General features: G+C 73.4%; 24 protein-coding genes, 2 tRNA genes, 1 other RNA gene and 1 pseudogene. 12 read left to right on the top strand and 16 right to left on the bottom strand.

Annotation, left to right across the window (positions count from 1 at the left end; genetic code table 11):
- Positions 1-129: 129 nt before the first annotated feature.
- Positions 130-339 carry a hypothetical protein gene (locus MQV74_RS20595; RefSeq protein WP_242719753.1) on the top strand — a complete coding sequence of 70 codons (210 nt, stop codon included), beginning with the start codon at positions 130-132 and terminating at the stop codon, positions 337-339.
- Here the strand turns inward: MQV74_RS20595 and MQV74_RS20590 are convergent, their stop codons facing one another.
- From MQV74_RS20590 to MQV74_RS20550, 9 genes are all read right to left on the bottom strand, one after another.
- Entirely contained in the window at positions 340-582 is a 243-nt protein-coding gene (locus MQV74_RS20590; protein WP_242719751.1) for a hypothetical protein, read from the bottom strand.
- Between the two features lie 766 nt (positions 583-1,348).
- The gene (locus MQV74_RS20585) at positions 1,349-2,278 is read right to left on the bottom strand and encodes an RNA polymerase sigma factor SigF (RefSeq protein WP_242719750.1); all 930 of its coding nucleotides are present in this window, start codon (positions 2,276-2,278) and stop codon (positions 1,349-1,351) included.
- A gap of 242 nt (positions 2,279-2,520) precedes the next feature.
- Positions 2,521-3,348, bottom strand: coding sequence for an RNA polymerase sigma factor SigF (locus MQV74_RS20580; protein WP_138960561.1), 828 nt, complete (start codon positions 3,346-3,348; stop codon positions 2,521-2,523).
- Positions 3,349-3,599: 251 nt separating this feature from the next.
- Entirely contained in the window at positions 3,600-3,893 is a 294-nt protein-coding gene (locus MQV74_RS20575; RefSeq protein WP_242719748.1) for a Dabb family protein, read from the bottom strand.
- A gap of 9 nt (positions 3,894-3,902) precedes the next feature.
- Entirely contained in the window at positions 3,903-4,082 is a 180-nt protein-coding gene (locus tag MQV74_RS20570; protein WP_030677182.1) for a hypothetical protein, read from the bottom strand.
- A gap of 551 nt (positions 4,083-4,633) precedes the next feature.
- Positions 4,634-4,718, bottom strand: a tRNA-Ser gene (locus MQV74_RS20565).
- A gap of 92 nt (positions 4,719-4,810) precedes the next feature.
- Positions 4,811-5,242: a tRNA adenosine(34) deaminase TadA gene (gene tadA / locus MQV74_RS20560; RefSeq protein ID WP_242728931.1), complete on the bottom strand. Its 432-nt coding sequence runs from the start codon at positions 5,240-5,242 to the stop codon at positions 4,811-4,813.
- Between the two features lie 117 nt (positions 5,243-5,359).
- Positions 5,360-5,905: a tRNA adenosine deaminase-associated protein gene (locus MQV74_RS20555; protein WP_242728928.1), complete on the bottom strand. Its 546-nt coding sequence runs from the start codon at positions 5,903-5,905 to the stop codon at positions 5,360-5,362.
- Positions 5,906-6,096: 191 nt separating this feature from the next.
- Positions 6,097-6,264 (bottom strand): hypothetical protein, encoded by a 168-nt coding sequence (locus MQV74_RS20550; protein ID WP_171075797.1) that lies wholly within the window; start codon positions 6,262-6,264, stop codon positions 6,097-6,099.
- 140 nt (positions 6,265-6,404) lie between these two features.
- Here MQV74_RS20550 and upp point away from each other — a divergent pair, with 140 nt between their 5' ends.
- Positions 6,405-7,040, top strand: a complete 636-nt coding sequence (upp, locus tag MQV74_RS20545; RefSeq protein ID WP_138960559.1) for a uracil phosphoribosyltransferase — start codon at positions 6,405-6,407, stop codon at positions 7,038-7,040.
- 33 nt (positions 7,041-7,073) lie between these two features.
- Here upp and MQV74_RS20540 read toward each other — a convergent pair whose 3' ends face one another.
- Together MQV74_RS20540 and MQV74_RS20535 are read right to left on the bottom strand one after the other, a co-directional pair.
- Positions 7,074-7,730, bottom strand: a complete 657-nt coding sequence (locus MQV74_RS20540; RefSeq protein ID WP_242719746.1) for a LytR C-terminal domain-containing protein — start codon at positions 7,728-7,730, stop codon at positions 7,074-7,076.
- A gap of 123 nt (positions 7,731-7,853) precedes the next feature.
- A complete protein-coding gene (locus tag MQV74_RS20535) occupies positions 7,854-8,150 on the bottom strand; it encodes a type II toxin-antitoxin system VapB family antitoxin (RefSeq protein WP_003955420.1) in 297 nt (98 codons plus the stop codon).
- Positions 8,151-8,339: 189 nt separating this feature from the next.
- Between MQV74_RS20535 and MQV74_RS20530 the strand changes: the two genes are divergently transcribed.
- Entirely contained in the window at positions 8,340-9,941 is a 1,602-nt protein-coding gene (locus MQV74_RS20530) for a helicase HerA-like domain-containing protein (RefSeq protein WP_374120787.1), read from the top strand.
- Between the two features lie 19 nt (positions 9,942-9,960).
- Here MQV74_RS20530 and MQV74_RS20525 read toward each other — a convergent pair whose 3' ends face one another.
- Both MQV74_RS20525 and MQV74_RS20520 read right to left on the bottom strand, forming a co-directional pair.
- Positions 9,961-10,551, bottom strand: coding sequence for an HhH-GPD-type base excision DNA repair protein (locus tag MQV74_RS20525; RefSeq protein WP_242719744.1), 591 nt, complete (start codon positions 10,549-10,551; stop codon positions 9,961-9,963).
- A 41-nt stretch (positions 10,552-10,592) separates the two neighbouring features.
- On the bottom strand, positions 10,593-11,507 hold the full coding sequence (locus tag MQV74_RS20520) for a LysR family transcriptional regulator (protein WP_242719742.1): 915 nt from the start codon (positions 11,505-11,507) through the stop codon (positions 10,593-10,595).
- A 129-nt stretch (positions 11,508-11,636) separates the two neighbouring features.
- Here MQV74_RS20520 and MQV74_RS20515 point away from each other — a divergent pair, with 129 nt between their 5' ends.
- Entirely contained in the window at positions 11,637-12,608 is a 972-nt protein-coding gene (locus MQV74_RS20515; RefSeq protein WP_242719740.1) for a DMT family transporter, read from the top strand.
- On the opposite strand, the pseudogene MQV74_RS20510 reads toward MQV74_RS20515, so the two are convergent.
- Together MQV74_RS20510 and MQV74_RS20505 are read right to left on the bottom strand one after the other, a co-directional pair.
- A pseudogene (locus tag MQV74_RS20510) lies at positions 12,545-13,171 on the bottom strand (sensor domain-containing protein); the annotation flags it as partial. The gene MQV74_RS20515 and the pseudogene MQV74_RS20510 overlap by 64 nt on opposite strands.
- Positions 13,172-13,283: 112 nt before the next feature.
- Positions 13,284-14,735, bottom strand: coding sequence for a family 2B encapsulin nanocompartment shell protein (locus MQV74_RS20505; RefSeq protein ID WP_242719738.1), 1,452 nt, complete (start codon positions 14,733-14,735; stop codon positions 13,284-13,286).
- A 309-nt stretch (positions 14,736-15,044) separates the two neighbouring features.
- Between MQV74_RS20505 and MQV74_RS20500 the strand changes: the two genes are divergently transcribed.
- Positions 15,045-15,800 carry an SDR family oxidoreductase gene (locus MQV74_RS20500; protein ID WP_242719736.1) on the top strand — a complete coding sequence of 252 codons (756 nt, stop codon included), beginning with the start codon at positions 15,045-15,047 and terminating at the stop codon, positions 15,798-15,800.
- A gap of 65 nt (positions 15,801-15,865) precedes the next feature.
- On the opposite strand, the gene MQV74_RS20495 is transcribed toward MQV74_RS20500, so the two are convergent.
- Positions 15,866-15,953, bottom strand: a tRNA-Ser gene (locus MQV74_RS20495).
- A gap of 73 nt (positions 15,954-16,026) precedes the next feature.
- Between MQV74_RS20495 and ffs the strand changes: the two genes are divergently transcribed.
- The 7 genes from ffs (at position 16,027) to MQV74_RS20460 (ending at position 25,676) form a co-directional block, all read left to right on the top strand.
- Positions 16,027-16,125, top strand: an RNA gene (gene ffs, locus MQV74_RS20490) — signal recognition particle sRNA small type.
- Between the two features lie 63 nt (positions 16,126-16,188).
- Complete coding sequence (locus tag MQV74_RS20485; RefSeq protein ID WP_242719734.1) at positions 16,189-18,492, top strand: DNA polymerase III subunit gamma and tau; 2,304 nt, start codon at positions 16,189-16,191, stop codon at positions 18,490-18,492.
- 154 nt (positions 18,493-18,646) lie between these two features.
- Positions 18,647-19,894, top strand: coding sequence for a phosphoribosylamine--glycine ligase (gene purD / locus MQV74_RS20480; protein WP_242719732.1), 1,248 nt, complete (start codon positions 18,647-18,649; stop codon positions 19,892-19,894).
- Between the two features lie 36 nt (positions 19,895-19,930).
- On the top strand, positions 19,931-20,809 hold the full coding sequence (locus MQV74_RS20475; RefSeq protein WP_242719729.1) for a hypothetical protein: 879 nt from the start codon (positions 19,931-19,933) through the stop codon (positions 20,807-20,809).
- 210 nt (positions 20,810-21,019) lie between these two features.
- Positions 21,020-22,906 (top strand): hypothetical protein, encoded by a 1,887-nt coding sequence (locus MQV74_RS20470; RefSeq protein WP_242728923.1) that lies wholly within the window; start codon positions 21,020-21,022, stop codon positions 22,904-22,906.
- 242 nt (positions 22,907-23,148) lie between these two features.
- The gene (locus MQV74_RS20465) at positions 23,149-24,663 is read left to right on the top strand and encodes a N,N-dimethylformamidase beta subunit family domain-containing protein (protein ID WP_242719728.1); all 1,515 of its coding nucleotides are present in this window, start codon (positions 23,149-23,151) and stop codon (positions 24,661-24,663) included.
- 116 nt (positions 24,664-24,779) lie between these two features.
- Positions 24,780-25,676: a phosphoribosylaminoimidazolesuccinocarboxamide synthase gene (locus MQV74_RS20460; RefSeq protein ID WP_242719726.1), complete on the top strand. Its 897-nt coding sequence runs from the start codon at positions 24,780-24,782 to the stop codon at positions 25,674-25,676.
- Positions 25,677-25,722: the final 46 nt, after the last annotated feature.

The raw sequence follows: 25,722 nt of genomic DNA, 5'->3' as shown, positions 1-25,722 counted from the left end.
GTTGCCGCAGGCAAACTAAATCGGCCCCAGCCCCCTAAAACCCTGGCAAAGCCCAGTACCCCCCTCTGTAAAGTCCCCGGTCAGAGGGGGGTTGGGCGGACCACCCCGGATTCGCTAGGGTCCTGCCCCATGGCACACAACCCCCATGCCCCGCAGGGCCCCGAGGGCCAGCACGACCCCGCAGGCTCCACGCAGATGTTCCGCGCGTTCGTCGACGAGACCCCACAGGGCCGCTCCCGCCCGCAGCAGGCGCCCGCGGGCCCGCGCATCGGCCTGATCGTGGGCGTCGTGGCGGCGATCGCCATCGTCGCGGCCGTGGCCTGGCTGGCCCTGAAGTAACTACCGCCAGTCCACGTCCACGTCGCGCGTCTCCACGTGCATCCCCCAGGGAACACGCCACGCGTCGACACAAACCGGCCAAGTCTTCCTGACGCTCTGCCCGCCCCCTAGGGGCGCGGGCATCTTCACCGTCGACTCCACGCTCCCCCAGTCGACTCCGAGCGCCCCGATGATGTGCGTCCCGAACTCCACGGTCCCCGACCGCACGGCCGCCCCACCGGTGTTCCGCAGCACCAGCGTCACGTCCTCACACCACCGCCGCGCCCCTGCCTCCCGCACGGGCGCCCCCACCTCCACCGAGGCGGGCCTCTCCGCCCCCGGCGAACCATGAGAGGGCCGAGGCCCCGGCCGCCCGGGCTTGCCGTCGCTTCCGCCGGAGGGGGAGGGTCGGGGCGTGGGCGCGGCGGACGTAGGCGCAGCAGACGACTCAACGGCGCGCCGCGGCGAACGCTCCGCGGCAGGGGGCGACGCGGTCTCGATCTCGCGAGCCCCTTGCCGAGGCCCGGGCGACTCCGTACGCCGTCGCTCACGAGGACGATCGAGGGGATCAAAGGAAACATCCGCACGAGGCGCGACGGCCTTGGCGGAGGCCCCACCCTCAGAGGCAACGTATCCGCTCCGCCCACCGCTGCCGCACGAGGCGACGAGCGCTAATCCCAACACGACAACCGGGAGGCTCACGAGTCTCCGACGCATCGCGCAAGTGTGCCTGACGCTTCGTCAATTAGTAACCCACGGACGCCAATCGGCACCGCATAACCGCCGGGGGACGGCCGCCGACGAAACGCGAGGGGCCGCGCCGGTATGTCCGCCCGGAGCACAGCAACGGCACTGCCCCGCGCGGGAGCCCACCCCGCGCACATGACGGCGAGGACGGACATACCGGCGGGGCCCCGCCGCACAACGAACGCAGGGCGCCGGACAACGGCGGGAAAGCAGCATCGGAAAGCGCCCGGGCAACGGCGGGAAAGCAAGCCGCCAAACAGCAGCGGAGAACAGAAGGCCGACCTCAGTCGGAGATGAGCCCCTCCCGGAGCTGGGCCAGGGTGCGGGTGAGCAGCCGGGAGACGTGCATCTGCGAGATCCCGACCTCCTCGCCGATCTGCGACTGCGTCATGTTCGCAAAGAACCGGAGCATGATGATCCGCCGCTCCCGCGGCGGCAGCTTCGCAAGCAGCGGCTTCAGCGACTCCCGGTACTCCACGCCCTCCAGGGCGGTGTCCTCGTACCCGAGCCGGTCCGCGAGCGACCCCTCGCCGCCGTCGTCCTCGGGCGCGGGGGAGTCGAGCGAGGAGGCGGTGTACGCGTTCCCCACCGCGAGCCCGTCGACGACGTCCTCTTCGGAGACGCCGAGCACGGCCGCGAGCTCGGGCACGGTCGGCGACCGGTCGAGCCGCTGCGCGAGGTCGTCACTGGCCTTGGTGAGCGCGAGCCGCAGCTCCTGCAGCCGCCGAGGCACCCGCACCGACCAACTCGTGTCCCGGAAGAACCGCTTGATCTCCCCGACCACGGTAGGCATCGCGAACGTGGGGAACTCGACCCCGCGCTCGCAGTCGAACCGGTCGATGGCCTTGATCAGCCCGATGGTGCCGACCTGGACGATGTCCTCCATCGGCTCGTTCCGGCTGCGGAAGCGCGCGGCCGCGTACCGCACGAGCGGCAGGTTGAGCTCGATGAGGGTGTCTCTGACGTACGCGCGCTCGGGACTGTCCTGATCGAGCGCGGCGAGCCGCAGGAAGAGGGAGCGGGACAGGGTCCTGGTGTCAATGGCCTCGGGCGCCGCCGGCACGGCGACCTCCGGCACGGCCGCCGGAGGAGCGGCCGGAGGAGCGGCCGGAGGAGTGGCCTCGGAACCCTGAAGCGCGTCGGGCGCGGACGCGCTCTCGCGGCCTTCGAGCGTGAGCGTGAGCACCTTCGAGCTGCCCTGGTCTGCGGACATGCCACCCCCTTGAGGTCGCGGACGGTCGCGGCCTGCGCCCACCGAAGGAACGCAGCCTCCACCTGAATACCGGAGCCGGAGCTGCGGCAAACGCGGTTCCAGCAGAATGTCACATGTCGGCAACACGCTGTAGTGACTTGTCGACAAGTGAGGGTGACGTACCTGCAGGAGAGAGAGGGTCTCGGCCGATTTCGCCCAACTCCCCGTCGGCAACGGCGAAAAGACCGCTCCACCCGATACGGTTACGCCTCGATCCGATTTGCGGATCGAAGCCGCGCGAAGCTTCTGGCCAACAGTCTTGACACATGCATCTGGGAGACGCCCAATTCGGCACTGATCTGAGACTGGGTCAGATTACTGTAGTACCGCAGCAGCAGAATGCGCTGCTCGCGCTCGGGCAGCTGCACGAGCAGATGCCGCACCAGATCGCGGTGCTCGACGCCGTCCAGGGCGGGGTCCTCGTACCCGAGCCGGTCGAGGAGCCCCGGCAGCCCGTCGCCCTCCTGTGCGGCCTCCAGGGACGTCGCGTGGTACGAACGCCCGGCCTCGATGCAGGCGAGGACCTCGTCCTCACCGATCCGCAGCCGCTCGGCGATCTCGGCGGTGGTCGGGGAGCGCCCGAAGGACGTGGTCAGATCCTCCGTGGCCCCGGTGACCTGAACCCACAGCTCGTGCAGGCGCCGCGGCACGTGCACCGTGCGCACGTTGTCGCGGAAGTAGCGCTTGATCTCGCCCACCACGGTCGGCATCGCGAAGGTGGGGAACTGGACGCCCCGGTCCGGGTCGAACCGGTCGATCGCGTTGATCAGCCCGATGGTGCCGACCTGGACGACGTCCTCCATCGGCTCGCTGCGGCTGCGGAAGCGCGCGGCCGCGTACCGCACGAGCGGCAGGTTGGCCTCGATGAGCGCGGCGCGCACGCGGGCGTGCGCGGGGGTGCCCGGTTCGAGCTCCTTGAGCTGGGCGAACAGGACCTGGGTGAGGGCCCGCGTATCGGCGCCCCGGGTGCTCGTGGGCCCCTTCGCGGGCGGCGCTTCGGGCGCAGAACTGGCCGGCAACGTCAACGCCACCCCTTCGAACCGGTCGACTCGATCAGCTTGGTCAACTCATCCGTCAAAAGCGGTCATAGCATCACAAGACATGTGCACTGTGTGCAAGCACCCCATAACTCCGTGTTGAGGGTGGTGGGACGGTGTGCGGCACCGGGAAACGCAAGCGGCCCCGCACCGTTGAGGTGCGGGGCCGCTGTGAGGTCTCGTAGAGGCCCGGAGGGTCTCGTCGAAGCGCGGGGTGGCGCGCGTACGCGGAAGGCGCCGTGCGCTCAGAACTCGTAGTCGGCGATGACCCAGGTCGCGAACTCGCGCCAGAGCGCGACGCCCGCCTGGTGGGCCGGGTGCTCCAGGTAGCGCCGGAGCGCGTCGGGGTCGGCGACGGCGGAGTTGATGGCGTAGTCGTAGGCGATGGGCCGGTCGGAGATGTTCCAGGCGCACTCCCAGTGCGCCAGCTCCGGGATGAGGCCGCCGAGCTCCTCGAAGGCCTTCACACCTGCGGCGACGCGCGGGTCGTCGCGCTCGACGCCGTCGTTCAGCTTGAACAGGACCAGATGGCGGATCATCAGGTGCTCCTAGTCGTCCTTGCCCCCGTTGGCGACCCACGTCATGAAGTCGCCGATGGCCTTGGCGGCGTCCGAGATGCCCTCGAAGCCGACCTGTACGTAGTCGGCGGCCTTGGCCGGATCAGTGATGATCACGTACAGGACGAACACCACAAGGACGAAGAGAATGAGCTTCTTTGGGTCCTTCACGCCGTGCCCTCCCCGTTTCCGCTCATCCCACGCCCCCGTCGCCCTCTGTCCTAGCCGCTGCCGCCTGTTGCCGGGCGAGTCTAACGTGGCGCTAACTCACCAGGTTTTTAAGGACCAATGACCCCCCGCGGAGGGGCCCTTCGCCTGCGGTGTCGCGGTGGTGACGGGCGGAGGATGGGGGAGAGCCCGCGGGATCTGGCAGGAATCCACGGGCCGGGACCGGCCTCCACTGCGGGGTCCGTGCCGCCCTCTCCCCCGGTGGCGGCGCGGACTTGAGAGAGCCGGGCCTCATCGGGGGGAGCGGCGTCCCCCCGTGCCGCTTCCCCCGGCCTTCCTCCGCGCGCGTAGGGGAGCGGCGCGCACGGGAAGAAACAACGCACGCAAGGCACGTCACGGCACAACGCAGGCCGCACCACGACCGAACAACGCACGCAAGGCACGTCACGGCACAACGCAAGCCGCACCATGACAAGCAGCGCACACAACGCCGAGCAGCGCACACAACGACGAAGGGCCCCGTCCTCAAGGACGGGGCCCTTCGTGCTGAAGAGCGGTAGCGGAGGGATTTGAACCCTCGGTGACTTGCGCCACACTCGCTTTCGAGGCGAGCTCCTTCGGCCGCTCGGACACGCTACCGAGAGAGATCCTAGCCCAAGGTGGGCCCTGCGCTGAAATCCGTTCCCGGCCAGACCGCGGCCGCCCCGGAATCCGCGCCGGGGAGGGGCCCGCTACCGCCCCCGGAAGAAGGCGGTGAGCAGCCGCGCGCAGTCGTCGGCGAGGACGTCCCCGACGACCTCGGGGCGGTGGTTGAGCCGCCGGTCGCGCACGAGGTCCCACAGGGAGCCCGCGGCGCCCGCCTTCTCGTCGCGGGCGCCGTACACGACCCGGTCCACGCGGGACTGCACGAGCGCGCCCGCGCACATCACGCACGGCTCCAGGGTGACGACGAGGGTGCAGCCGGGCAGCCGCCAGGAGCCGAGCGCGGCGGCGGCCCGGCGCAGCGCGAGGACCTCCGCGTGCGCGGTGGGGTCGCCGACAGCCTCGCGTTCGTTGTGGCCGCGCGCGAGCACCGTCTCGCCGTCCGGGGAAAGGACGACGGCGCCGACGGGTACGTCACCGCCCCGGACGGCCAGCGCGGCCTCGTCCAGGGCGAGCCGCATCGGAGCCTGCCAGCGGTCCCGTACGGGATCGGGGAGAGGGTTCACACGAGAAGCCACACGACGAACCTTACGGATCAAGGGGCCGGTCCGAGGGGCCGCCGTGGCGCGCGGACGTGGTCAGCGGACCGCTTCGAGCACCTCCGCGGCGCCCAGGACGTCGGCGATCTCGTTGAGGGCGTCCCCGCTCTCCAGGGCGAGCAGCTCCTTCTCCGATACGCCGAGGTCGCTCAGGATCTCCCGGTCGCCGAGCGGTCCCGCGGGCACGGCCTCGCCCCCGCCGTCGGTCTCGTCGTCGCCGGACGCGTCCTCGCCGTCCTCCGTGCCGTCGAGGTCGAGCGCGTCCAGGTCGTCCGCGCCGTCGTCCGGATCGCGCCCCAGCATCTCGTCGGTGAGCAGGATCTCGCCGTAGGCGCTGCGGGCGGCGGCGGCCGCGTCCGAGACGTAGATGCGCGGGTCGTCCTCGCCGTCCACGCGGACGACGCCGAACCACGCGTCTTCCTGCTCGATGAAGACGAGCACTGTTTCGTCGTCGGCGCCGCCCGCCTCGGCGGCGGCCTCACGGGCCAGGTCGGTCAGATCCGACAGGGTCTCCACATCGTCGAGCTCCGTGTCGCTCGCTTCCCACCCGTCTTCGGTGCGCGCGAGCAGTGCGGCGAAGTACACCGTGACTCTCCCACTGTTCATAGGCGCCGGTTGGGGATCCCCCCGGCGGACGTCGGGGGCGGGAATGCTGTGCCGAGCCCCGCCCACTCGGAATCGTGGCAGAAACAACGGCTTCAGGAGAGGTCTTCCGGCCGCTGTGTCCGCGTCGCGTTGTGAATCACATGCCGTTTCGCCGTCGTGGCCCCCGGCGGCTACCAGCGGAACGTGCGCATGCGCATCGCCTGTCGCAGCCGGGCCGCCCGTGCGCGGCGCGGTGTCACCCGGGCCCGCAGCTCGCGCGCCTCGGCCAGTTCGTGCAGGAACTGGGCACGGCGCCTGCGGCGCTCCGCGTCGGTCTCGCGCGCTTCCCTGTCGGGCATCGGCCACACCACCCCGGTCCGTACGTCCACCTTCCCCCGGGGAGCCGGGTTGATGCCAACGGAGGGACGAGGAGGGCCACAGCGGGCAGGTGCGGCCCGCGGGGGACGGAGGGGGCGCTTCGCCCGGTTACTGTTGAACAATGCGGATCCACGTCGTCGACCACCCGCTGGTGGCGCACAAACTCACCACGCTGCGCGACAAGCGCACCGACTCCCCGACCTTCCGGCGCCTGGCCGACGAGCTGGTCACCCTGCTCGCGTACGAGGCCACCCGGGACGTGCGCACCGAGCAGGTCGACATCGAGACCCCGGTCGTCGCGACGACCGGCGTGAAGCTGTCGTACCCGCGTCCCCTGGTGGTGCCGATCCTGCGGGCCGGGCTCGGCATGCTCGACGGCATGGTGCGCCTGCTGCCCACCGCCGAGGTCGGCTTCCTCGGCATGATCCGCAACGAGGAGACGCTCCAGGCGTCCACGTACGCGACCCGCATGCCGGAGGACCTGTCCGGCCGCCAGGTGTACGTCCTCGACCCGATGCTCGCCACCGGCGGCACCCTGGTCGCGGCGATCCAGGAGCTGATCAAGCGCGGCGCGGACGACGTGACGGCCGTGGTGCTGCTCGCCGCCCCCGAAGGCGTCGAGGTCATGGAGCGCGAGCTGGCGGGGACGCCGGTGACCGTGGTCACGGCCGCGGTGGACGAGCACCTGAACGACAGCGGGTACATCGTCCCGGGCCTCGGCGACGCCGGGGACCGGATGTACGGGACGGCCGAGTAACAGGTCGTCGGACCGCCGCGCGGCGGTGTGCGCTCAGCAGTTCTTGCCGTCGCCCGACGACGGCCCGGAGGGCGCCGGTGAGGGCTTGGCGAGTGCCGCCAGGGCCTCGGCGGCGTCCTTCTCCTTCGCCAGGCCCTTGAACCCGGCGCCGAGGATCAGGTCGACCGTGCCGCTCCTGCGGCCGTCGGTGCGCTTCTCGGCGCCGGTGAGCTGCGTGGCGAGCACCGGCAGCGCGGTGTCCAGGGCGGACCGGGGGCCGAGCACTATCCCGGGGCCCTTGACCTTCTTGTCGTACGCCTTCGTGGCGTTGTCGAACTTGGCGACGGCGAAGCCGCGCTTCTTCAGGGCGTCGGCGGTCTCCTTGGCGAGGCCCTCGCGGGGCGTGGCGTTGAAGACGTTCACGGTGATGCGGCGGGGCTCGGGCAGCGGCCCGGCCTTCCGCGCCGCTGCCTTCCGCTCCGGCTGTCTCTTCGCGCAGTCCTTGGCGGGGGCCGCGGCGGACGCCTCGTCACCGCCCGTGAAGACGTCGATGAGCTGCAGGGTGCCCCAGCCGATGAGGCCGAACGCGGCGAGGGCCGCGACGGCCGCGAGCACGATCCTGCGGCGGCCGCTCGGGCGGCGCATTCGCGGATATTTGTCCCCCGTGATGCGGTACTTGCCGCCCATGCCGGGGGGAGTGAGCATGCTCATGGGCGCAGCGTAGTGCCGACGGGGCACGATGCCTACTAAATGATCATTACCGGATGCGCAGTCCAACCCGAAAGGGCCAATGCGGAATTGGGCCCTGGCGCGGGGGGTGCTCCGGGGGTGGCGTCAGCCCAGTTCGAGGACGCGGGCGTGGAGGACCTGGCGCTGCTGGAGCGCGGCGCGGACCGCGCGGTGCAGGCCGTCCTCCAGATACAGGTCGCCCTGCCACTTGACCACGTGCGCGAAGAGGTCGCCGTAGAACGTGGAGTCCTCGGCGAGCAGGGTCTCCAGGTCGAGCTGGCCCTTGGTCGTCACGAGCTGATCGAGGCGGACCGGGCGCGGCGCGACGTCCGCCCACTGCCGGGTGCTTTCCCGGCCGTGGTCGGGGTACGGCCGGCCGTTTCCGATGCGCTTGAAGATCACACGGAAAGCCTACCGGTCAAGGCTCTCCGGGCGCAGCCATGGCGGCCGAGTGCGACCCTGGGAAATGCCGTCCGAAAGCAGGGCAAAGCGGGAACTCTCCAGTCGGGAGCGGGGTTCGAAGTGAGCGACAGCCGACCGACGCCGTCCACACCCGATGGCGGAAACCGCCCGAACGAGTCCGCGCCCGGGGTGTCCCCGGACGCGCAGCCGCCCCCCGGGGCCGCCGCGGCCTCCGAAGCCGCCGAGGTCGACGAGGTCGCCGAGGTCACGGAGATCGCCGCCGGGTACGCCTTCCAGGGACCCGCGCTCGACCTCGGGGCCGTCCTGTGGGAGGGCCGGTGCCACCCGGGCGCGCAGGTGCGCATCCCGCTGGCGATGCTCAACCGGCACGGGCTCGTCGCCGGGGCCACCGGCACCGGCAAGACCAAGACCCTCCAGCTCGTCGCCGAGCAGCTCGCGGCGCAGGGCGTGCCGGTCTTCCTCGCCGACGTCAAGGGCGACGTCTCGGGCGTCTCCGCGCCCGGCGAGCCGGGCGAGAAGGTCGCCGCACGGGCCCGCGAGGTCGGTCAGGAGTGGGCGCCGCGCGGCTTCACCAGCGAGTTCTACGCGCTCGGCGGCATCGGTACGGGCATCCCCGTGCGGGCCACCGTGACCAGCTTCGGCCCGCTCCTGATGGCGAAGGTCCTCCAGCTCAACCAGACCCAGGAGCAGTCCCTCGGCCTGATCTTCCACTACGCCGACCAGAAGGGCCTCGAACTCGTCGACCTCAAGGACCTGCGGGCGGTCGTCACCTTCCTCACCTCGCCCGAGGGCAAGGCCGAGCTGAAGACCGTCGGCGGTCTGTCGACCGCCACGGCCGGGGTCATCCTGCGGGCGCTCACCACGTTCGAGGCGCAGGGCATGGGGGACTTCTTCGGGGAGCCGGAGTTCGACACGAGCGAGTTCCTGCGGGTGGCCGGGGACGGGCAGGGCCTGGTGTCGGTCCTGGAGCTGCCCGCCGTCCAGGACAAGCCCGCGCTGTTCTCGACGTTCCTGATGTGGCTGCTCGCGGATCTGTACCACGACCTCCCGGAGGTCGGTGATCTGGACCGGCCGAAGCTCGTCTTCTTCTTCGACGAGGCGCACCTGCTGTTCAGCGGGGCGTCCAAGGCGTTCCTGGAGTCGATCACCCAGACCGTGCGGCTCATCCGCTCCAAGGGCGTCGGCGTCTTCTTCGTCACCCAGACGCCCAAGGACGTGCCCGCCGACGTGCTCGCCCAGCTCGGCAACCGCGTCCAGCACGCGCTGCGCGCCTTCACGCCCGAGGACCAGAAGGCCCTCAAGGCGACCGTGCGGACCTTCCCCACCTCCGCGTACGACCTGGAGGAGACCCTCACCGGCATGGGCACCGGCGAGGCCGTGGTCACCGTCCTGAGCGAGAAGGGCGCCCCGACGCCGGTCGCGGCGACGCGGCTGCGGGCGCCGCGGTCCCTGATGGGGCCGGTGCGGGCCGCGGACCTGGAGCAGGCGGTGCGGGGCTCCCTGCTCTACTCCCGGTACGCGGAGGCCGTGGACCGCCACTCCGCGTACGAACGCCTCCAGGAGGAGGCGGCCAAGGCCGCGGCGGCCCCCGCCGCGGAGGCGCCCGAGGCCGCCCGGGGCAAGGGCAAGGGCGAGAGCGGTGGCGGGGGCTCGGTGGTGGACCAGGTGGTCGGCAGCGGCATGTTCAAGTCGCTGCTGCGGTCCGTGGGCACGCAGCTGGGCCGGGAGATCTCCCGCTCGGTGTTCGGGACGGCCCGGCGGCGGCGTTGACCCCTGGGGTCCGTCCCGGCTAGGACGCGGCCCGCTTGGCCGCCGCCTTCTGCTCCTGCTTGTAGGCGCGGACCTTGTGCAGCGTCTCCGGGCCCGTGATGTCCGCCGCCGAGCGGTAGGACCCGGCCTCGCCGTAGGCCCCCGCGGCCGCCCGCCAGCCCGTGGGGCGCACGCCGAGCTGCTTGCCGAGCAGGGCCAGGAAGATCTGGGCCTTCTGCTTGCCGAAGCCGGGCAGGTCGGTGAGGCGGCCCAGGAGCTCCTTGCCGCTGCCCGCGTCCCGCCAGATCCCGGCGGCGTCCCCGTCGTAGTGCTCGACCAGGTACTGGCACAGCTTCTGGACGCGCCCCGCCATCGAGCCGGGGTACCGGTGCACGGCCGGCTTCGTGGCCAGGAGCGCGGCGAACGCCTCCGGGTCGTATGCGGCGATGTCGTGCGCGTCGAGGTCGTCCGCGCCCATCCGCCGCGCGATCGTGTACGGGCCCGCGAACGCCCACTCCATGGGGACCTGCTGGTCCAGGAGCATCCCGACGAGCGCGGCCAGCGGGCTGCGGCTCAGCAGCGCGTCGGCCTCGGCCTCCTGGGCGAGGTGCAGGGTGACGTCCTTGTCCATGGGCCGATCATCCCCCGGCCGGGCCCCGCACGCAGGCCGGGCTAGGCGGCGGCGCCGGTCGTGTCGGCCGCCGTCGTGCGCAGGGCCTTGAGGAAGGCCCGCAGGACCGGGCCCTCGGGGGCCGTCGCGCGGACGGCCGCCCAGATCGAGCGCGTCGGCCGGGGGCGGGTGACGTCGCGTACGACGACGTCCCCGGCGTCGTCCGGGACCCCGGCCAGGCCGAGGCCCGGCACCAGGGTCACGCCCACGCCCGCCGCCGCGAAGCCCCGGGCCGTCGCGTAGTCGCCGCTGTCCACGACGGAGTCGGGGGTGAAGCCCGCCGCCGCGCACGCGTCGAGCACGGCGTCCAGGCAGGGGCCCGGCAGCTCGCTGCCCACCCAGGGCTCCCCCGCGAGCTCGGCGAGGTCGAGCACGTCACGCTCTGCCAGGCGGTGGCCCACCGGCAGCACCGCGCGGTAGCGGTCGTCGAGGAGGTGGACGAAGCGGACGCCGTCCACGGGCGGCGCGTCGTGGCGCCGCACCACGAGCGCCAGGTCCACGCGGCCCGCCTTCACGTCCGGCAGCGGGTCCTCGTCGAGCCGCAGCTCCGTGTGCACGCCCGGGTGCTCCTGTCGCAGCAGGGCGAGGGCGGGCGCGACGAGGCGGGCGCCCGCCGTGGCGAAGTACCGCACGGAGATCCGCCCCGTGCGCCCGGCCCGCAGGTCGGCGAGCGCGGTCTCCGCCTCGGCGACGTGCCGCCCGACCGCCGCCGCGCAGTCCGCGAGCAGCCGCCCGGCGTCCGTGGGCCGCACGCCCCGCCCGGTCCGTTCGAGGAGGGCGACGCCCGCCTCCTTCTCCAGGGCCGCCATCTGCTGGCTGACCGCCGAGGGCGTGTAGCCCAGGTTCCGGGCCGCCGCGGTGACCGAGCCGCTGCTGACGACCGACCTCAGGATCTGCATGCGCCGCATGTCGAGCATGCGCCCAGCGTATGCCACGGATGTAGCACAGCTTAATGCTGGCTCCACATCTTTTCGCTTGTCTTATAGGTCGGGGCGCGGCACCGTCGACGTACACCCCCTGGCCCCTCCCCAACCCCTGGAGCCGTCGTGCGCGTCGCCGTCCTCGCCCTGCTGTGGGGTTCGAGCTTCCTGTGGATCAAACTCGCCCTCGACGGCGGGCTCGGACCGCTGTACGTCACCGTCGTGCGCTGCGCGCTCGGCGCCGCCGTGCTCCTCGGGCTCGCCCGCGCCACCCGTCAGCGCCTGCCGCGCGACCGCCGCACCTGGGGGCGTCTGGTCGTGGCCGCGCTGTTCTGCAACGCGCTGCCGTTCCTGTGCTTCAGCATCGGCGAGCAGACCGTCGACTCGGGCGTCGCGGGCGTCATGAACGCCACCACGCCGCTGTGGTCCCTGGGCCTCGGCCTGCTCCTGCGCACGGACCGGGGACTCGGCCCCCACCGGCTCGGCGGGCTCGTCCTGGGCTTCGCCGGTACGCTGCTGATCTTCGCGCCCTGGCACGAGGCGGGGCTCGCCAGCGGCGGCGCCCTGGTGCTGCTCGCCGCCGCCGTCAGCTACGCGGTGGCCTTCGCGTACATGGCCCGCCACCTCGTCGGCCGCGGCACCGCGCCGCTCGCCCTCTCCGCCGCCCAGCTCCTGGTGGCCACCGGCCTGACCGCGCTCGGCCTGCCCTTCACCGCGGGGCCCGCCGCCGCGCCGAGCCTCACCGGGCTCGTCGCCGTCGTGGTCCTCGGCGTCTTCGGCACCGGCCTCACCTTCCACCTCAACTCCCGCCTCATCGCCGACGAGGGCCCCACCGCGGCCGCGACCGTCGGCTATCTGCTGCCGGTGGTCTCGGTCGCGCTCGGGGCCCTCGTCCTGGGGGAGGAGCTGAGCGTGCGCGTCGTGGCGGGGATGGCGGTGGTGCTCGCCGGGGTCGGGCTCACCCGCTACCGGCCGAGCAGCGACCGCACCGCCGCCCGGTCCACGCCGTTCAGGGCCCGGATGACGAGCGGCGTGAGCAGCACGAGCAGGACGCCCACGGCGGAGACCCCGGCGACCTGCCACGGCGACTCGATGTAGTACGCGTGGTGCTCGCCGCCCGAGGTGAAGTCGTAGACGCGGTAGCCCGGCCAGTCCAGATAGCGCGCGAAGACCCAGGAGTACGCGGGGAACAGGGCGATGACCCAGCCGGTCACCCACAGCGTCACCGCCACGCAGAAGCTCGTCACGCGCCACGGGAACATCACCACCTGGAACAGCAGGGCCTTCCAGCCCGCCGCGTCCCCGAGCCGCGCCCACGCCCTGGCCCACGCGCCGCCCTCGGGCGGCGTCCGCGGGCCCGCCGGATCCGCCACCACGAGCCCGAGCCGGGCCCGCGCCCGCCCGCGCTCGGCGGCGCCGAGGCCGCGCGCCCCGGCCAGCATGGCCGCGTACACGGGGATGCCGAGCAGCGTGACGGCGAGGCCCGCGCCGAGCGAGAACAGCGTGACGGCGAAGACGAAACCGGCGATCGCGACGGGCAGGTTCGTCAGCGTGTACCCGAACTCCCGGAAGGTGCGCGCGGAGACGGGAGCCCGCCAGAAGCCGGGCCGTCGCGCGCGCTCGGGCGCGGCGGGGGCGGCGTAGGGGAGGGTCGTGGTCATGGCGGGCCTCGCGTTCGTCTGCTGCGTGGTGGGGACGTGCCGTGCGGACGTCCCCACTCTCCCCGGCCCCGGGCCGCGCCGACATGGGGCGGGGCGGTGTCCCGGGGTGTACCTAGGCCCCCTCTGCGCGGGCGGCGGAGACCTGGACGTTCTCCAGGACGCCGAGCGCGTCCGGGACGAGCACGGCCGCCGAGTAGTACGTGCTCACCAGGTAGGAGATGACGGCCTGGTCGTTGATCCCCATGAACCGCACGTTGAGCCCCGGCTCGTACTCGTCCGGGATCCCGGTCTGGCGCAGCCCGACGACGCCCGCGTCCTCCTCGCCGGTGCGTACGGCGATGATCGACGAGGTCTGCCCGGCGGAGACGGGGATCTTGCCGCAGGGCAGCAGCGGGACGCCGCGCCAGGCCGGAACGCGGCGCCCGTCCAGGTCGGTGTGCCCGAAGTACAGGCCCCGCTTGTTGCACTCGCGCCCGAAGGCCGCGACGGCGCGCGGGTGCGCGAACAGGAACCGCGTCTGCCGCCGCATGCTCAGGAGCTCGTCGAGGTCGTCCGGGGTCGGCGGTCCCGAGTGGGTCTGGATGCGCTGCCCGTGGTCGGCGTTGTGCAGCAGGCCGAACTCCCGGTTGTTGACCAGCTCGTGCTCCTGCCGCTCGCGCAGCGCCTCGATGGTCAGGCGGAGCTGCTGCTCGACCTGGTTCATCGGGTCGTTGTAGAGGTCGGCGACGCGCGAGTGCACCTTCAGGACGGTCTGCGCGACGCTCAGTTCGTACTCCCGGGGCCGGAGTTCGTAGTCGACGAACGTCCCGGGCAGCGGGGGCTCCCCGGAGTGCCCCGACGCCAGGTCGACGGCCGCCTCGCCGTGCTTGGTCTGCGGCAGGTCGCGCTCGGCGAACCGCCGTCGCGCGTGCTCCCGCAGCGCCTCGTGCCGCCCGGCGACGGCCTCGTACTCCTGCCGGGACAGCACGAGCACGGTGGTGGCGGTCGCGGCGCGCGCGGTGAACTCCCACGCCCCCGCGTCCGCGGCGTCCGGCGCGAGCGCCCGCCCGCCGAAGAACCCGCCGTCGGCGACGACGCCCAGCGTGGTCTCGTCGCCGTACGGACCGCGCCCGATCCGCTCCACGCGCCCGTGCGCGACGAGCACGACCTGGTCCACGGGGTGCCCGGCCTCGACGACGACCTGTCCCGGCTCGTACTCGCGCTGTGCGAACCGCGCGGCGAGCGCGCCGAGGGCCTCCGCCTCGTCGAACCCGCGCAGCAGGCCGAGTTCGGCGAGCTCCTGCGGTACGACGCGGACGTCGGCCCCCTCCTGCACGAAGGACACCCGGCCGTCACCCACGGCGTACGTCAGCCGCCGGTTGACCCGGTACGTGCCGCCCTTGACCTCCGTCCACGGCAGCGACCGCGACACCCAGCGGGAGCTGATGCCCTGCATCTGCGGCACGCTCTTGGTGGTCGTCGTCAGGTTCCGCGCGGCGGCGATCCCCAGGCTCAACTGGGCGCGTCCGCCCTCCTGTGCGCCCTCTTGACCGCTCTCCGGCTGCTGCTCCGCTGCTGTCGACATCGCGCGTCCCTTCCGGCTCCGGCAAGGCCTGGTGAGGCGCGACGAGCCAACAACCGGCGCGGACCCCGGTCAACGAGCGCCCCGTCCGCCCCCGGCGCCCGATGGCCGGTAAGCGCCGCCGCGCGGAACGTCACGGCACGTCGGCGCTCCGCCCACCGCCTCCGGCGGCGCGACGGCCACAAGGGAATGGCCGTTTGGCATATCACTCGAACGTGTAAATCCAGCGGGTGTGAGCCCCAGGGTGGTGGTGCTGGACCCAGGCTCAGCTCACACTCCCCGCCGGGGCCGCGCGGCCCCGACGATCGGTCCATGCAGCGATTCACGGACAAGACGGCCCTGATCACCGGCGGTACGAGCGGCATGGGCCTCGCGACGGCACGGCGCCTCCTCGACGAGGGCGCGCACGTGGCCATCACCGGCCGGGACGAGGAGCGCCTGGCACGGGCCGCGGCGCGGATCGGCGCCCCGGACAGGCTGCTCGCCGTACGGGCGGACGCGAGCAGCCTGACCGACCTGGACGCGTTGATGAGCGCGGTCGAGGACTGGCGCGGCGGCCTGGACACGGTCTTCGCCAACGCGGGCGTGGGGGTCTTCAAGCCGAGCGCGGAGATCACCGAGGCGGACTTCGACCACGCGGTGAACGTCAACTTCAAGGGCGTCTACTTCACCGCGCAGAAGGCCGTCCCGCTCCTGAGGGAGGGCGGCTCCCTCGTTCTCAACGCCTCCTGGACCCTCCACCGGGGCCTCGCCGTGGCGTCGGTCTACTCCGCCACCAAGGCGGCCGTCCACAACCTGGCCCGCACCCTGGGCGCCGAGCTCGCCCCCCGGGGCATCCGGGTCAACTCCGTCAGCCCCGGCTACATCGACACGCCCATGTACCGCGCGGCCGGCCCGGACCCCGCCGCCGAGTCCGCGGTCACCGCCCAGGTCCCCCTCGCCGCCCTCGGCCGCGCCGAGGAGGTGGCGGCCGCGGTCGCCTTCCTGTCCTCGGCCGACGCCTCGTACGTCACGGGGCAGGACCTGGTGGTCGACGGCGGCCTGGTCGGTTCGGTACCGGCGGCGTAGCGCGCAACGTCGAAGGGCCCCGCTGCAAGCAGCGGGGCCCTTCGACATCGTGCCCGGTGAGGCACTGGCGGAGGATACGAGATTCGAACTCGTGAGGGGTTGCCCCCAACACGCTTTCCAAGCGTGCGCCCTAGGCCTCTAGGCGAATCCTCCGCGGCAAACAATACAAGACGTTGAGGAGTGCTCGCGAACTCGTTCCCGGGGGTGGGGATCGGCTACTGTGGGGGCCAGCCCCTCACGTGGCGCTATCTGACTGAACTCCCCCAGGGCCGGAAGGCAGCAAGGGTAGGTCGGCTCTGGCGGGTGCGTGAGGGGCGCTTTGCGTTCTGTGGCCGGTGCTGCCGCAGGGCGGTCCGTGTTGTCAGTGGGCGCCATTAACCTCGTAGGTGTGTCGTCTCTCGCGCTGTACCGCCGCTATCGCCCGGAGTCGTTCGCCGAGGTCATCGGGCAGGAGCATGTAACCGACCCGCTGCAGCAGGCGCTGCGGAACAACCGGGTCAATCACGCGTACCTGTTCAGCGGCCCGCGCGGCTGCGGCAAGACGACGAGCGCGCGCATCCTCGCCCGCTGTCTGAACTGTGAGCAAGGTCCCACTCCGACCCCCTGCGGTGAGTGCCAGTCCTGCCGCGACCTCGCGCGGAACGGACCGGGGTCGATCGACGTCATCGAGATCGACGCCGCGTCCCACGGTGGCGTGGACGACGCCCGTGACCTGCGCGAGAAGGCCTTCTTCGGGCCCGCGAGCAGCCGGTACAAGATCTACATCATCGACGAGGCCCACATGGTCACGTCGGCGGGGTTCAACGCTCTCCTGAAGGTCGTCGAGGAGCCTCCGGAGCATCTGAAGTTCATCTTCGCCACGACCGAGCCCGAGAAGGTCATCGGCACCATCCGGTCGCGCACGCACCACTACCCGTTCCGGCTCGTGCCCCCCGGCACCCTGCGGGACTACCTCTCCGAGGTGTGCGGGCGCGAGGACATCCCCGTGGCGGACGGGGTGCTGCCCCTCGTCGTGCGCGCGGGCGCGGGGTCCGTGCGTGACTCCATGTCCGTGATGGACCAGCTCCTCGCGGGCGCCCGCGAGGACGGTGTGACGTACGCCATGGCCACCGGCCTCCTCGGGTACACGGACGGGTCGCTCCTCGACTCCGTGGTCGACGCGTTCGCCTCCGGGGACGGCGGCGCCGCCTTCGAGGTCGTCGACCGCGTCATCGAGGGCGGGAACGACCCCCGGCGGTTCGTCGCCGACCTGCTGGAGCGGCTGCGGGACCTCGTGATCCTCGCCGCCGTTCCCGACGCCGCCGAGAAGGGCCTCATCGACGCCCCCGTCGACGTGATCGAGCGCATGCAGGCGCAGGCCGGGGTGTTCGGCGCCGCCGAGCTCAGCCGCGCCGCCGACCTGGTCAACGCGGGCCTCACGGAGATGCGCGGCGCGACATCGCCCCGGCTCCAGCTGGAGCTGATCTGCGCCCGCGTGCTGCTGCCCGCCGCGTACGACGACGAGCGTGCCGTCATGGCCCGGCTCGACCGCCTGGAGCGGGGCGGGCACTTCATGGCGCAGGGTCCCGCTTCGGCGCCCCCGATGGGGTACGTGCCCGGGCCCGAGGCCCACGCGGGCGTGCAGCAGCCCGGCGTCGCCGTGCCGCCGCCCGGGCCCGTCGCTCCGCCCGGCCCGCCCGTTCCGCCCGGTGGTGGTCCCGCCGCCGCGCGTGCCGCGGTGCGGGGGGCTGCTGAAGGGGCTCCCGCCGGGGGCGCGGAGCCGTCCGGGCCCGCTCCGTCCGGGCCCGCGCAGGGTGCCACCCCGCCGCCTCCGCCGGTGGCTCCCGCGCCGCCCGCCGCCCCGGCCCCGGCCCCGCAGGCCCCCGAGCCCGCCCAGCCGTCCGCCCCCGCCGCGAGCCGGCCCGGCAGCTGGCCCACGGCCTCCGCTCCGGGCGGCGGAGCCGCGCCCGCGGCCTCCGGCGCGCCCCGGCCCGGCGGCTGGCCCACGGCCGCCCCCGCGGGCGGCGGCGCCCCCGCGCCCGCGCCGGTCACCCCGTCCGCGGCCCCGCAGGCCCCGGCCCCCGCACCCGCCCCTGCCCCGCAGGCCGCCGCGCCCGCGCCCACCGGCGGGCTCGACCCCCGCTCGCTGTGGCCGAACATCCTGGAGGCGGTCAAGAACCGCCGCCGCTTCACCTGGATCCTGCTCAGCCAGAACGCGCAGGTGGCGGGCTTCGACGGAACCACCCTCCAGATCGGCTTCGTCAACTCCGGGGCCCGGGACAACTTCGCGAGCAGCGGCAGCGAGGACGTCCTGCGCCAGGCGCTGTCCGAGCAGTTCGGCGTGCAGTGGAAGGTCGAGGCGATCGTCGACCCGTCCGGCGGCAGCGCGCCGCCGCCCGCCGCGACCGGCTTCGGCGGCGGCCAGGGCGGTGGCTATGGCGCCCCCTCCGGCGGCTACGGCGCTCCCGCCGCCCCCCGGCCCGCCCCGCAGGCGCCCGCGGCCCCGGCGCCGCAGCCCGCCGCCCGGCCCGCCCCGGCGCCTGCGGCTCCGGCGCCGGTCACGCCCGTCGCGCCGGCTCCGGAGCACATCGCCCCGGAGGACGACATCCCCGAGGACGACGATCCGGACCTCGTCGACTCCGCCCTGTCCGGGCACGAGCTGATCGTCCGCGAGCTGGGGGCGACGGTGGTCGAGGAGTATCCGAACGAGTAGGCGGGGGCCCTCAAGGGGCACCCCGGACCCGCCCCTTCCCGGGCCTGAGGGCTCCGCCCCGGGCCCCGTACTCGTACGAACCCACAAGCCGCCCCCACCTCCCACCTAGGACACCCCGCCAAACCCACCCGCCCCGCCGGGCTAGGCTGACCCCGTGAAGGTCCTCGTCATCGGCAGCGGTGCCCGCGAACACGCCCTGTGCCGCTCCCTGTCCCTCGACCCGGCGGTCACCGCCCTGCACTGCGCCCCCGGCAACGCCGGCATCGCGGAGGCGGCGGAGCTGCACCCGGTGGACGCCCTGGACGGCGCCGCCGTGGCCGGGCTCGCCCGTGAGCTGGGGGCGGACCTCGTCGTCGTGGGGCCGGAGGCGCCCCTCGTCGCCGGAGTCGCCGACGCCGTGCGGGAGGCGGGCATCCCGTGCTTCGGGCCGTCCAAGGAGGCCGCGCTCCTGGAGGGCTCCAAGGCCTTCGCCAAGGACGTGATGGCGGGCGCCGGGGTGCCCACGGCACGTTCGTACGTCTGCACCACCGAGGCGGAGGTCGACGAGGCGCTCGACGCCTTCGGCGCGCCGTACGTGGTCAAGGACGACGGCCTCGCCGCGGGCAAGGGCGTCGTGGTCACCAGCGACATCGAGCAGGCGAAGGAGCACGCCCGCGGCTGCGGCCGCGTCGTGATCGAGGAGTTCCTCGACGGCCCCGAGGTGTCGCTGTTCGCCGTCACCGACGGCGAGGCGGTCGTCCCGCTGCGCCCCGCCCAGGACTTCAAGCGCGCGCTCGACGGTGACGAGGGCCCCAACACCGGCGGTATGGGCGCCTACTCGCCGCTGCCGTGGGCCGACCCGAAGCTCGTCGACGAGGTGCTCGACACGGTCCTGCGGCCGACCGTCGACGAGCTGCGGCGGCGCGGCACCCCGTTCGCCGGGCTCCTCTACGCGGGGCTCGCGATCACCAGCAGGGGCGTGCGCGTCATCGAGTTCAACGCCCGCTTCGGCGACCCCGAGACGCAGGTCGTCCTCGCCCGCCTGGAGACCCCGCTCGCGGGCGTCCTGCTCGCCGCCGCGAACGGCACGCTCGCCGATCTGCCGCCGCTGCGCTGGAGCGACGACGCGGCCGTCACCGTCGTCATCGCCTCGCACAACTACCCGGACACCCCGCGCACCGGCGACCCCATCGTGGGCCTCGACGCGGTGGCGGCGCACGACGCCCCGCACGCGTACGTCCTGCACGCGGGCACCAAGCGCGAGGGCGACGCGGTCGTCAGCGCGGGCGGCCGCGTGCTGTCCGTGACCGCGACCGGCGCCGACCTGACGCAGGCCCGCGAGCGCGCGTACACGGCGGTGTCCCGCATCAGCCTGGACGGCTCCCAGCACCGCACGGACATCGCGGAGCGCGCCGCCGAGTAGCCGGGGGGCGACCGGGCGGTGACGTAACGTAAGGCCATGGCCTCAACTCGTCCGCGCCCCCGCCTCCTGTACGTCACCGACCTCGCCTACGAGGCGCGCGGGCGGCGCTACTGCGACGAGGACATCAAGCTGTCCGCCCGGCTGCGCGAGCACCTCGACGACATGGACGTCGCGCTGTGCCACCCGCTGGACGCGGCCGCCCTGATGGACGGCTTCGACCTCGTCGTCGTACGCAACAGCGGACCGGTCATCCACTACCAGGAGGCGTACGACGCCTTCCGGGACCGCGCGCTGCGGGACGGCGTGCGCGTGTACAACCCGCTGACGGGCCGCGCCGACATGGCGGGAAAGCAGTACCTCGTCAGCCTGACCGCCGAGGGGCTGCCGGTCATCCCGACCGTCGACCGCCGCGAGGACCTCCACCGGCTCCCCGAGGCCGCGTCGTACGTCGTCAAGCCCAAGCTCGGCGCCGACTCCATCGGCCTGCGGACCGTCACCCGCGAGGAGCTCGCGGGCCTGGAGTTCACCGCGGGCGGCGGACTCCTGGCCCAGCCCCGGATCGACTTCCGCTACGAGGTGTCCTTCTACTTCATCGACGACGCCTTCCAGTACGCGCTGTACGCACCCCGCCCCGACCGGCGCTGGGAGCTCGAACCGTACGCCCCGACGGACGACGACCTGGAGTTCGCGCGCGGGTTCGTCGACTGGAACACGCTCCCGTACGGCATCCAGCGCGTCGACGCCTGCCGGGCACCGGACGGACGGCTGCTCCTGGTCGAGCTCGAGGACCTCAATCCCTATCTGTCCCTCGACCTCATCGGCGCCGAAGGGCAGCGGGCGTTCGCCGGAAACCTCGCCGTTTCGCTGCGCCGTTACCTGGCGGACAGCTTTGCCCAAAGCCATTCCATCGAGTGACCGCTGGCCCATCCGGCTGACGCTGACCTGCGCCCCAACTAGGGTGCGGCGCAGGCGTTCCGGCACCCATAGCCAAACAGCCCACCGGCATTGCGATGTCGGTGGCGGGTGCCACAGTGGGGGAGTGAGCAACGCCAACGACGTGCGCCGCCGGCTCCGGCCGACGGCCGAGCTGTGAGGCAGCAGGGGGTGTCTTCGGTCGTGTCAGGTATGGGTGAGGAGGCGGGCGCGCAGGCCGCGCGCTCCCGGGCTCTCGCCGTGCTGCGCATCCGCGGCAGGGCGCTGGCCGTCGCCCTGCTGCCCGCGGCCGCGGCCGTCGTCCTGCTCGCCGCCGCGGTCACGGGCCACGTCGAGGGCGCCGCCTGGGCCGCGGCCCGCTGGGTCGTCACGGTGCTCGCCGTGCTCGCCCTCGTCGCCGCCTCGGTCGTCGCCCTGGTCGTCGCCCGCGCCAGACCCGCCCTGAGCCCCACGGTCCCGATCAGCGAAGCCGCCGCACCCGACCTGTACCGCCTGGTGCGCGACCTCGCCGACCGCCTGGACGTCCCCGCCCCCTCCGCGATAGCGCTCACCCCGGACTGCGACAGCTGGCTGGAGGACCGCACCCACCCGGCCCACGACGCGTGCGCGCGCCGCCGCGAGGCCGAGGCCGCCCAGGGCGCAGGGACGGGCCCGGCCCCCGCGGGCGGTGCCGCCGACGACGACCCGGACCCCGGCACCGGGATACGCGGCGGCCGCCCGCCCAAGAGCCGCGCCCCCGCCGCCCCCGTGCTGGTCATCGGCTCGCCCTTCCTGTGGTGGATGCGGGTCGGCGAGCTGCGTGCGGTCCTCGCCCCCGTCGTCGCGGGCACGGGCCCCTCGGCCCACCCGGACATAGCGGCCGCCCGCCGCTTCGTGCGCGGCCTGGACGCGGCCGTCGCCGTCGCCTCCGCGCCCGGCCGCGGCCCGATCACACGGACCGTCCTCGGCGGCGTCGGCTGGGTGGCGCGGCTGCTGCTCCGCGGCTGCCGGATGCATGCGGCCGAGATGGAGCGCGGCGTCGCGGCCGCCGCCGCCGAGCGCGCCCAGACCGTGGACTACGGCGCGCGGATCGTCGCCCAGGAGCAGGTCGGCCTCGCCTACGCGGGCTGGGACCGGCTCCTGACCCGGGTCGCGCTGCCCGCCTGGCGCATGGGCCGCTGGCCCTCCCGGCTCGACGCGGGCGTGGTCTCGGCGCTCACCGAGCTGTCCCGCAGGGACCGCCTCGCCGAAGGATTCGCCTCGCGGCTCGGCGAGCGCCCCGCCTGCGACCTCCTGGAGGAGCCCGGCGTGGTGGACGAGGCCGCCTCGCTGCTCGCCGCCCGGCTCTTCCACGGCGGACCCGCCGAGTCCGGCCCCGGCTGGGCCCCGGTGGCCTGGCAGGAGTACCCGGACGAGATCGTCGACCGCAAGTGGCGCATGGACGCGGCCCGGCTGCACCGCGTGCTCGACTCCCTCGGCGTCAGCCGCTCCTTCGACCCCGAGGCCCCCGACCCCGAGGGGCCGACGCTCGGCCGGGTCCTCGACCATCTGACGGACCCGGAGCGGGCGGCCCGCCGCCGTGCCTCCGACGCCCCGGAAGCCTCCGGTACCGGGGAAGCCTCCGGCATAGGGGAACCCGGCGCCGCCGAAGCCTGGCCCGAAGCCGACGACCACGACGACGCGCACCGCGAGGACGCCGACGAAGGCCGCGGCGGCCAGCTCGCCGCCGGGCTCAGCGCCGAGCTGGCCCGCGAGGAAGCCGCCGCCCCCGCCCGGCCCGCCCCGACCGGCCAGTCCCCGGACGACGCGCTCTGGGACGACGGCGCGCTGCCCCTGTTCCCGCTCCAGCCGCCCCGGTCCGGCCGCGAGCTGCTCACCGACCACGTAGCGGCGATGGTGTGCTGCGCGGCCATAGACACCGCGGGCGCGGCCCCCGGCCTCGACTGGCTGGACGGCCCCTCCCTGCTGATGGGCGGCGAGCGCGCGGCCGACCTCACCCCGCGCGTGCTCACCCTCGTGGAGGACGGCGACCCGGAGCCGCTGCGCGCCTGGCTCACCGCCCAGGGCATCCGCCCGGAGAAACCCCTGCGCCTCGTCTAGACACCCCGCCTCCCGGGCACCCCGGCTTCCGCGCCCACGGCCGGAGTGAAACGTTCCGGTCATCGCCGGTCTCGTTAATTCACGACGAACGGTGACGGACCGCGTGCGTAATGTGATGTGCTGGGACCGCGAAAGGGAAAGACCGCCGCGGACCGCGGCGGCTCCGCCTCCGCACCGGCACGGAGCCATCGACCACGCAGCGGCGGAGAACAGGCTCGGGGGAGCGAGGGAGGGGACAACGCATGGGACCGGAGCCGATCCGCCGCTGGGAGTCGGGCGCCCTCGCCCACGCCGTGACCGACCCCTTCGGCCAGGGCCCGCTGCCCTGGCTCCGGGGCGCGGAGCACTACTTCGACGACACGGGCCAGGTCGTCCCCTGGTACGTGGACCACGCCCCGGCGCCCGGCGCCACCGGCCACGTCCCGGCCCGCCGCCCCGGCGGCGGCCCCCGCACCGCCGACGACGTGCACCGCCAGATCAAGGGCTTCACCAGCACCGGCGCCGCCGCCCCGGGCGAGGCGCTCGACTTCCACATCACGGTCGACCCGCCGCAGCAGTTCAGCGTGGACATCTACCGCATCGGCCACTACGGCGGCGACGGCGCCGCGAAGATCACCACGAGCCCCCGTCTCGCGGGCATCGTGCAGCCCCCGCCGCTCACCGCCGACCGCACGGTCTCCTGCCACCACTGGTGGCTCTCCTGGCGCCTGCAGATCCCGGCGTACTGGAACATCGGCGCGTACGTCGCCGTCCTCACCACCGCCGACGGCTACCGCTCCCACGTGCCCTTCACCGTCCGCGACAGCCTCGTCCAGGGCGAGCTCGGCCACGCCCCGTCCGCCGACCTCCTCGTCGTGCTCCCCGACATCACCTGGCAGGCGTACAACCTCTACCCGGAGGACGGCCGCACCGGCGCCAGCCTCTACCACGCCTGGGACGAGCACGGCCGGCTCCTCGGCGAGGGCGAGGCCGCCGTCACGGTCTCCTTCGACCGGCCGTACGCGGGCGCGGGCCTGCCCCTGCACGTCGGCCACGCCTACGACTTCATCCGCTGGGCCGAGCGATACGGCTACGACCTCGCCTACGCCGACGCCCGCGACCTGCACGCGGGCCGCATCGACCCCACCCGCTACCGCGGCCTGGTCTTCCCCGGCCACGACGAGTACTGGTCCGCCGCGATGCGCCGCACCGCCGAACTGGCTCGGGAGAACGGCACCTCGCTGGTGTTCCTCTCCGCCAACACCATGTACTGGCAGGTGGAGTCGGGCCCGTCCCCGTCCGGCGTCCCGGACCGCCTGCTGACCTGCCGCAAGCGCCGCGGCCCCGGGAAGGCAGCGCTGTGGCGGGAGATCGACGCCCCCGAGCAGCAGCTGATGGGCATCCAGTACGCGGGCCGGGTCCCCGAGCCGCACCCGCTGATCGTCCGCAACGCCGACCACTGGCTGTGGGAGGCCACCGGCGCGCACGAGGGCGACGGCATCGACGGCCTGGTCGCGGGCGAGGCCGACCGCTACTTCCCGCGCACGGCGCTGCCCGAGCACCAGGACCGCATCCTGCTCGCGCACTCCCCGTACGAGGACGGCGAGGGCACCGTCCGCCACCAGGAGACCTCCCTGTACCGCGCCCCGTCCGGCGCGCTCGTCTTCGCCTCGGGCACCTTCGCCTGGTCCCCGGCGCTCGACCGGCCCGGCCACATCGACGCCCGCGTCCAGCGCGCCACCGCCAACCTCCTCGACCGGATCTGCAAGCGCGACTGACCCCGGTGCGGACCCGGCGGGCCGCCGTCCCGTCGGGACTCGGCCAACCCTTGGCCAAGACCACTCCCCGCATACGGGAGAATCGGAGCACTTGGACAGAACCACGGGGAGGAACCGTGTCCGGATTCGTCGAAAAGCCCGAGCCGATCCAGGTTCCGGGCCTGGTGCATCTGCACACCGGCAAGGTGCGCGAGCTGTACCAGAACGAGGCGGGCGACCTCGTGATGGTCGCCAGCGACCGCATGTCCGCCTACGACTGGGTGCTGCCCACCGAGATCCCCGACAAGGGCCGGGTGCTGACCCAGCTGTCGCTGTGGTGGTTCGACCAGCTCGCCGACATCGCCCCGAACCACGTGCTCTCCACCGAGCTGCCGCCCGGCGCACCCGCCGACTGGGAGGGGCGCACGCTGATCTGCAAGCGCCTGGAGATGGTGCCCGTCGAGTGCGTGGCCCGCGGCTATCTGACCGGCTCGGGCCTCCTTGAGTACAACGAGACCCGAACCGTCTGCGGCCTCGCGCTGCCCGAGGGCCTCACCGACGGCTCCGAGCTGCCCGCCCCGATCTTCACGCCCGCCACGAAGGCGGAGGTCGGCGAGCACGACGAGAACGTCTCGTACGAGGAGGTGGCCCGCCAGGTCGGCGCGGAGACGGCGGCCCAGCTGCGGCAGACCACCCTCGCCGTCTACGGCAGGGCCCGGGACATCGCGCGCGACCGGGGCGTGCTCCTCGCCGACACGAAGTTCGAGTTCGGCTTCGAGGGCGACGCCCTGGTCCTCGCCGACGAGGTCCTGACGCCGGACTCGTCCCGCTTCTGGCCCGCCGACACCTGGGAGCCGGGCCGCGCCCAGCCGTCCTTCGACAAGCAGTTCGTCCGCGACTGGCTGACGTCGTCCGCGTCCGGCTGGGACCGCCACGGCGAGCTGCCGCCCCCGCCGCTGCCCGAGGACGTGGTGGCCGCGACCCGCGCCAAGTACATCGAGGCGTACGAGCGCCTCACCGGCACCGCCTGGTAGCCGGGCACACGACGAAGCCCCCCGGTTCGGAGAACCGGGGGGCTTC

This window comes from Streptomyces sp. AN091965 (genome assembly GCF_022698285.1).
In the GTDB taxonomy this organism is placed as follows: domain Bacteria; phylum Actinomycetota; class Actinomycetes; order Streptomycetales; family Streptomycetaceae; genus Streptomyces.
The sequence above is the reverse complement of the archived record's forward strand: the minus strand, read 5'-3'. Positions and strand labels throughout refer to the sequence as shown.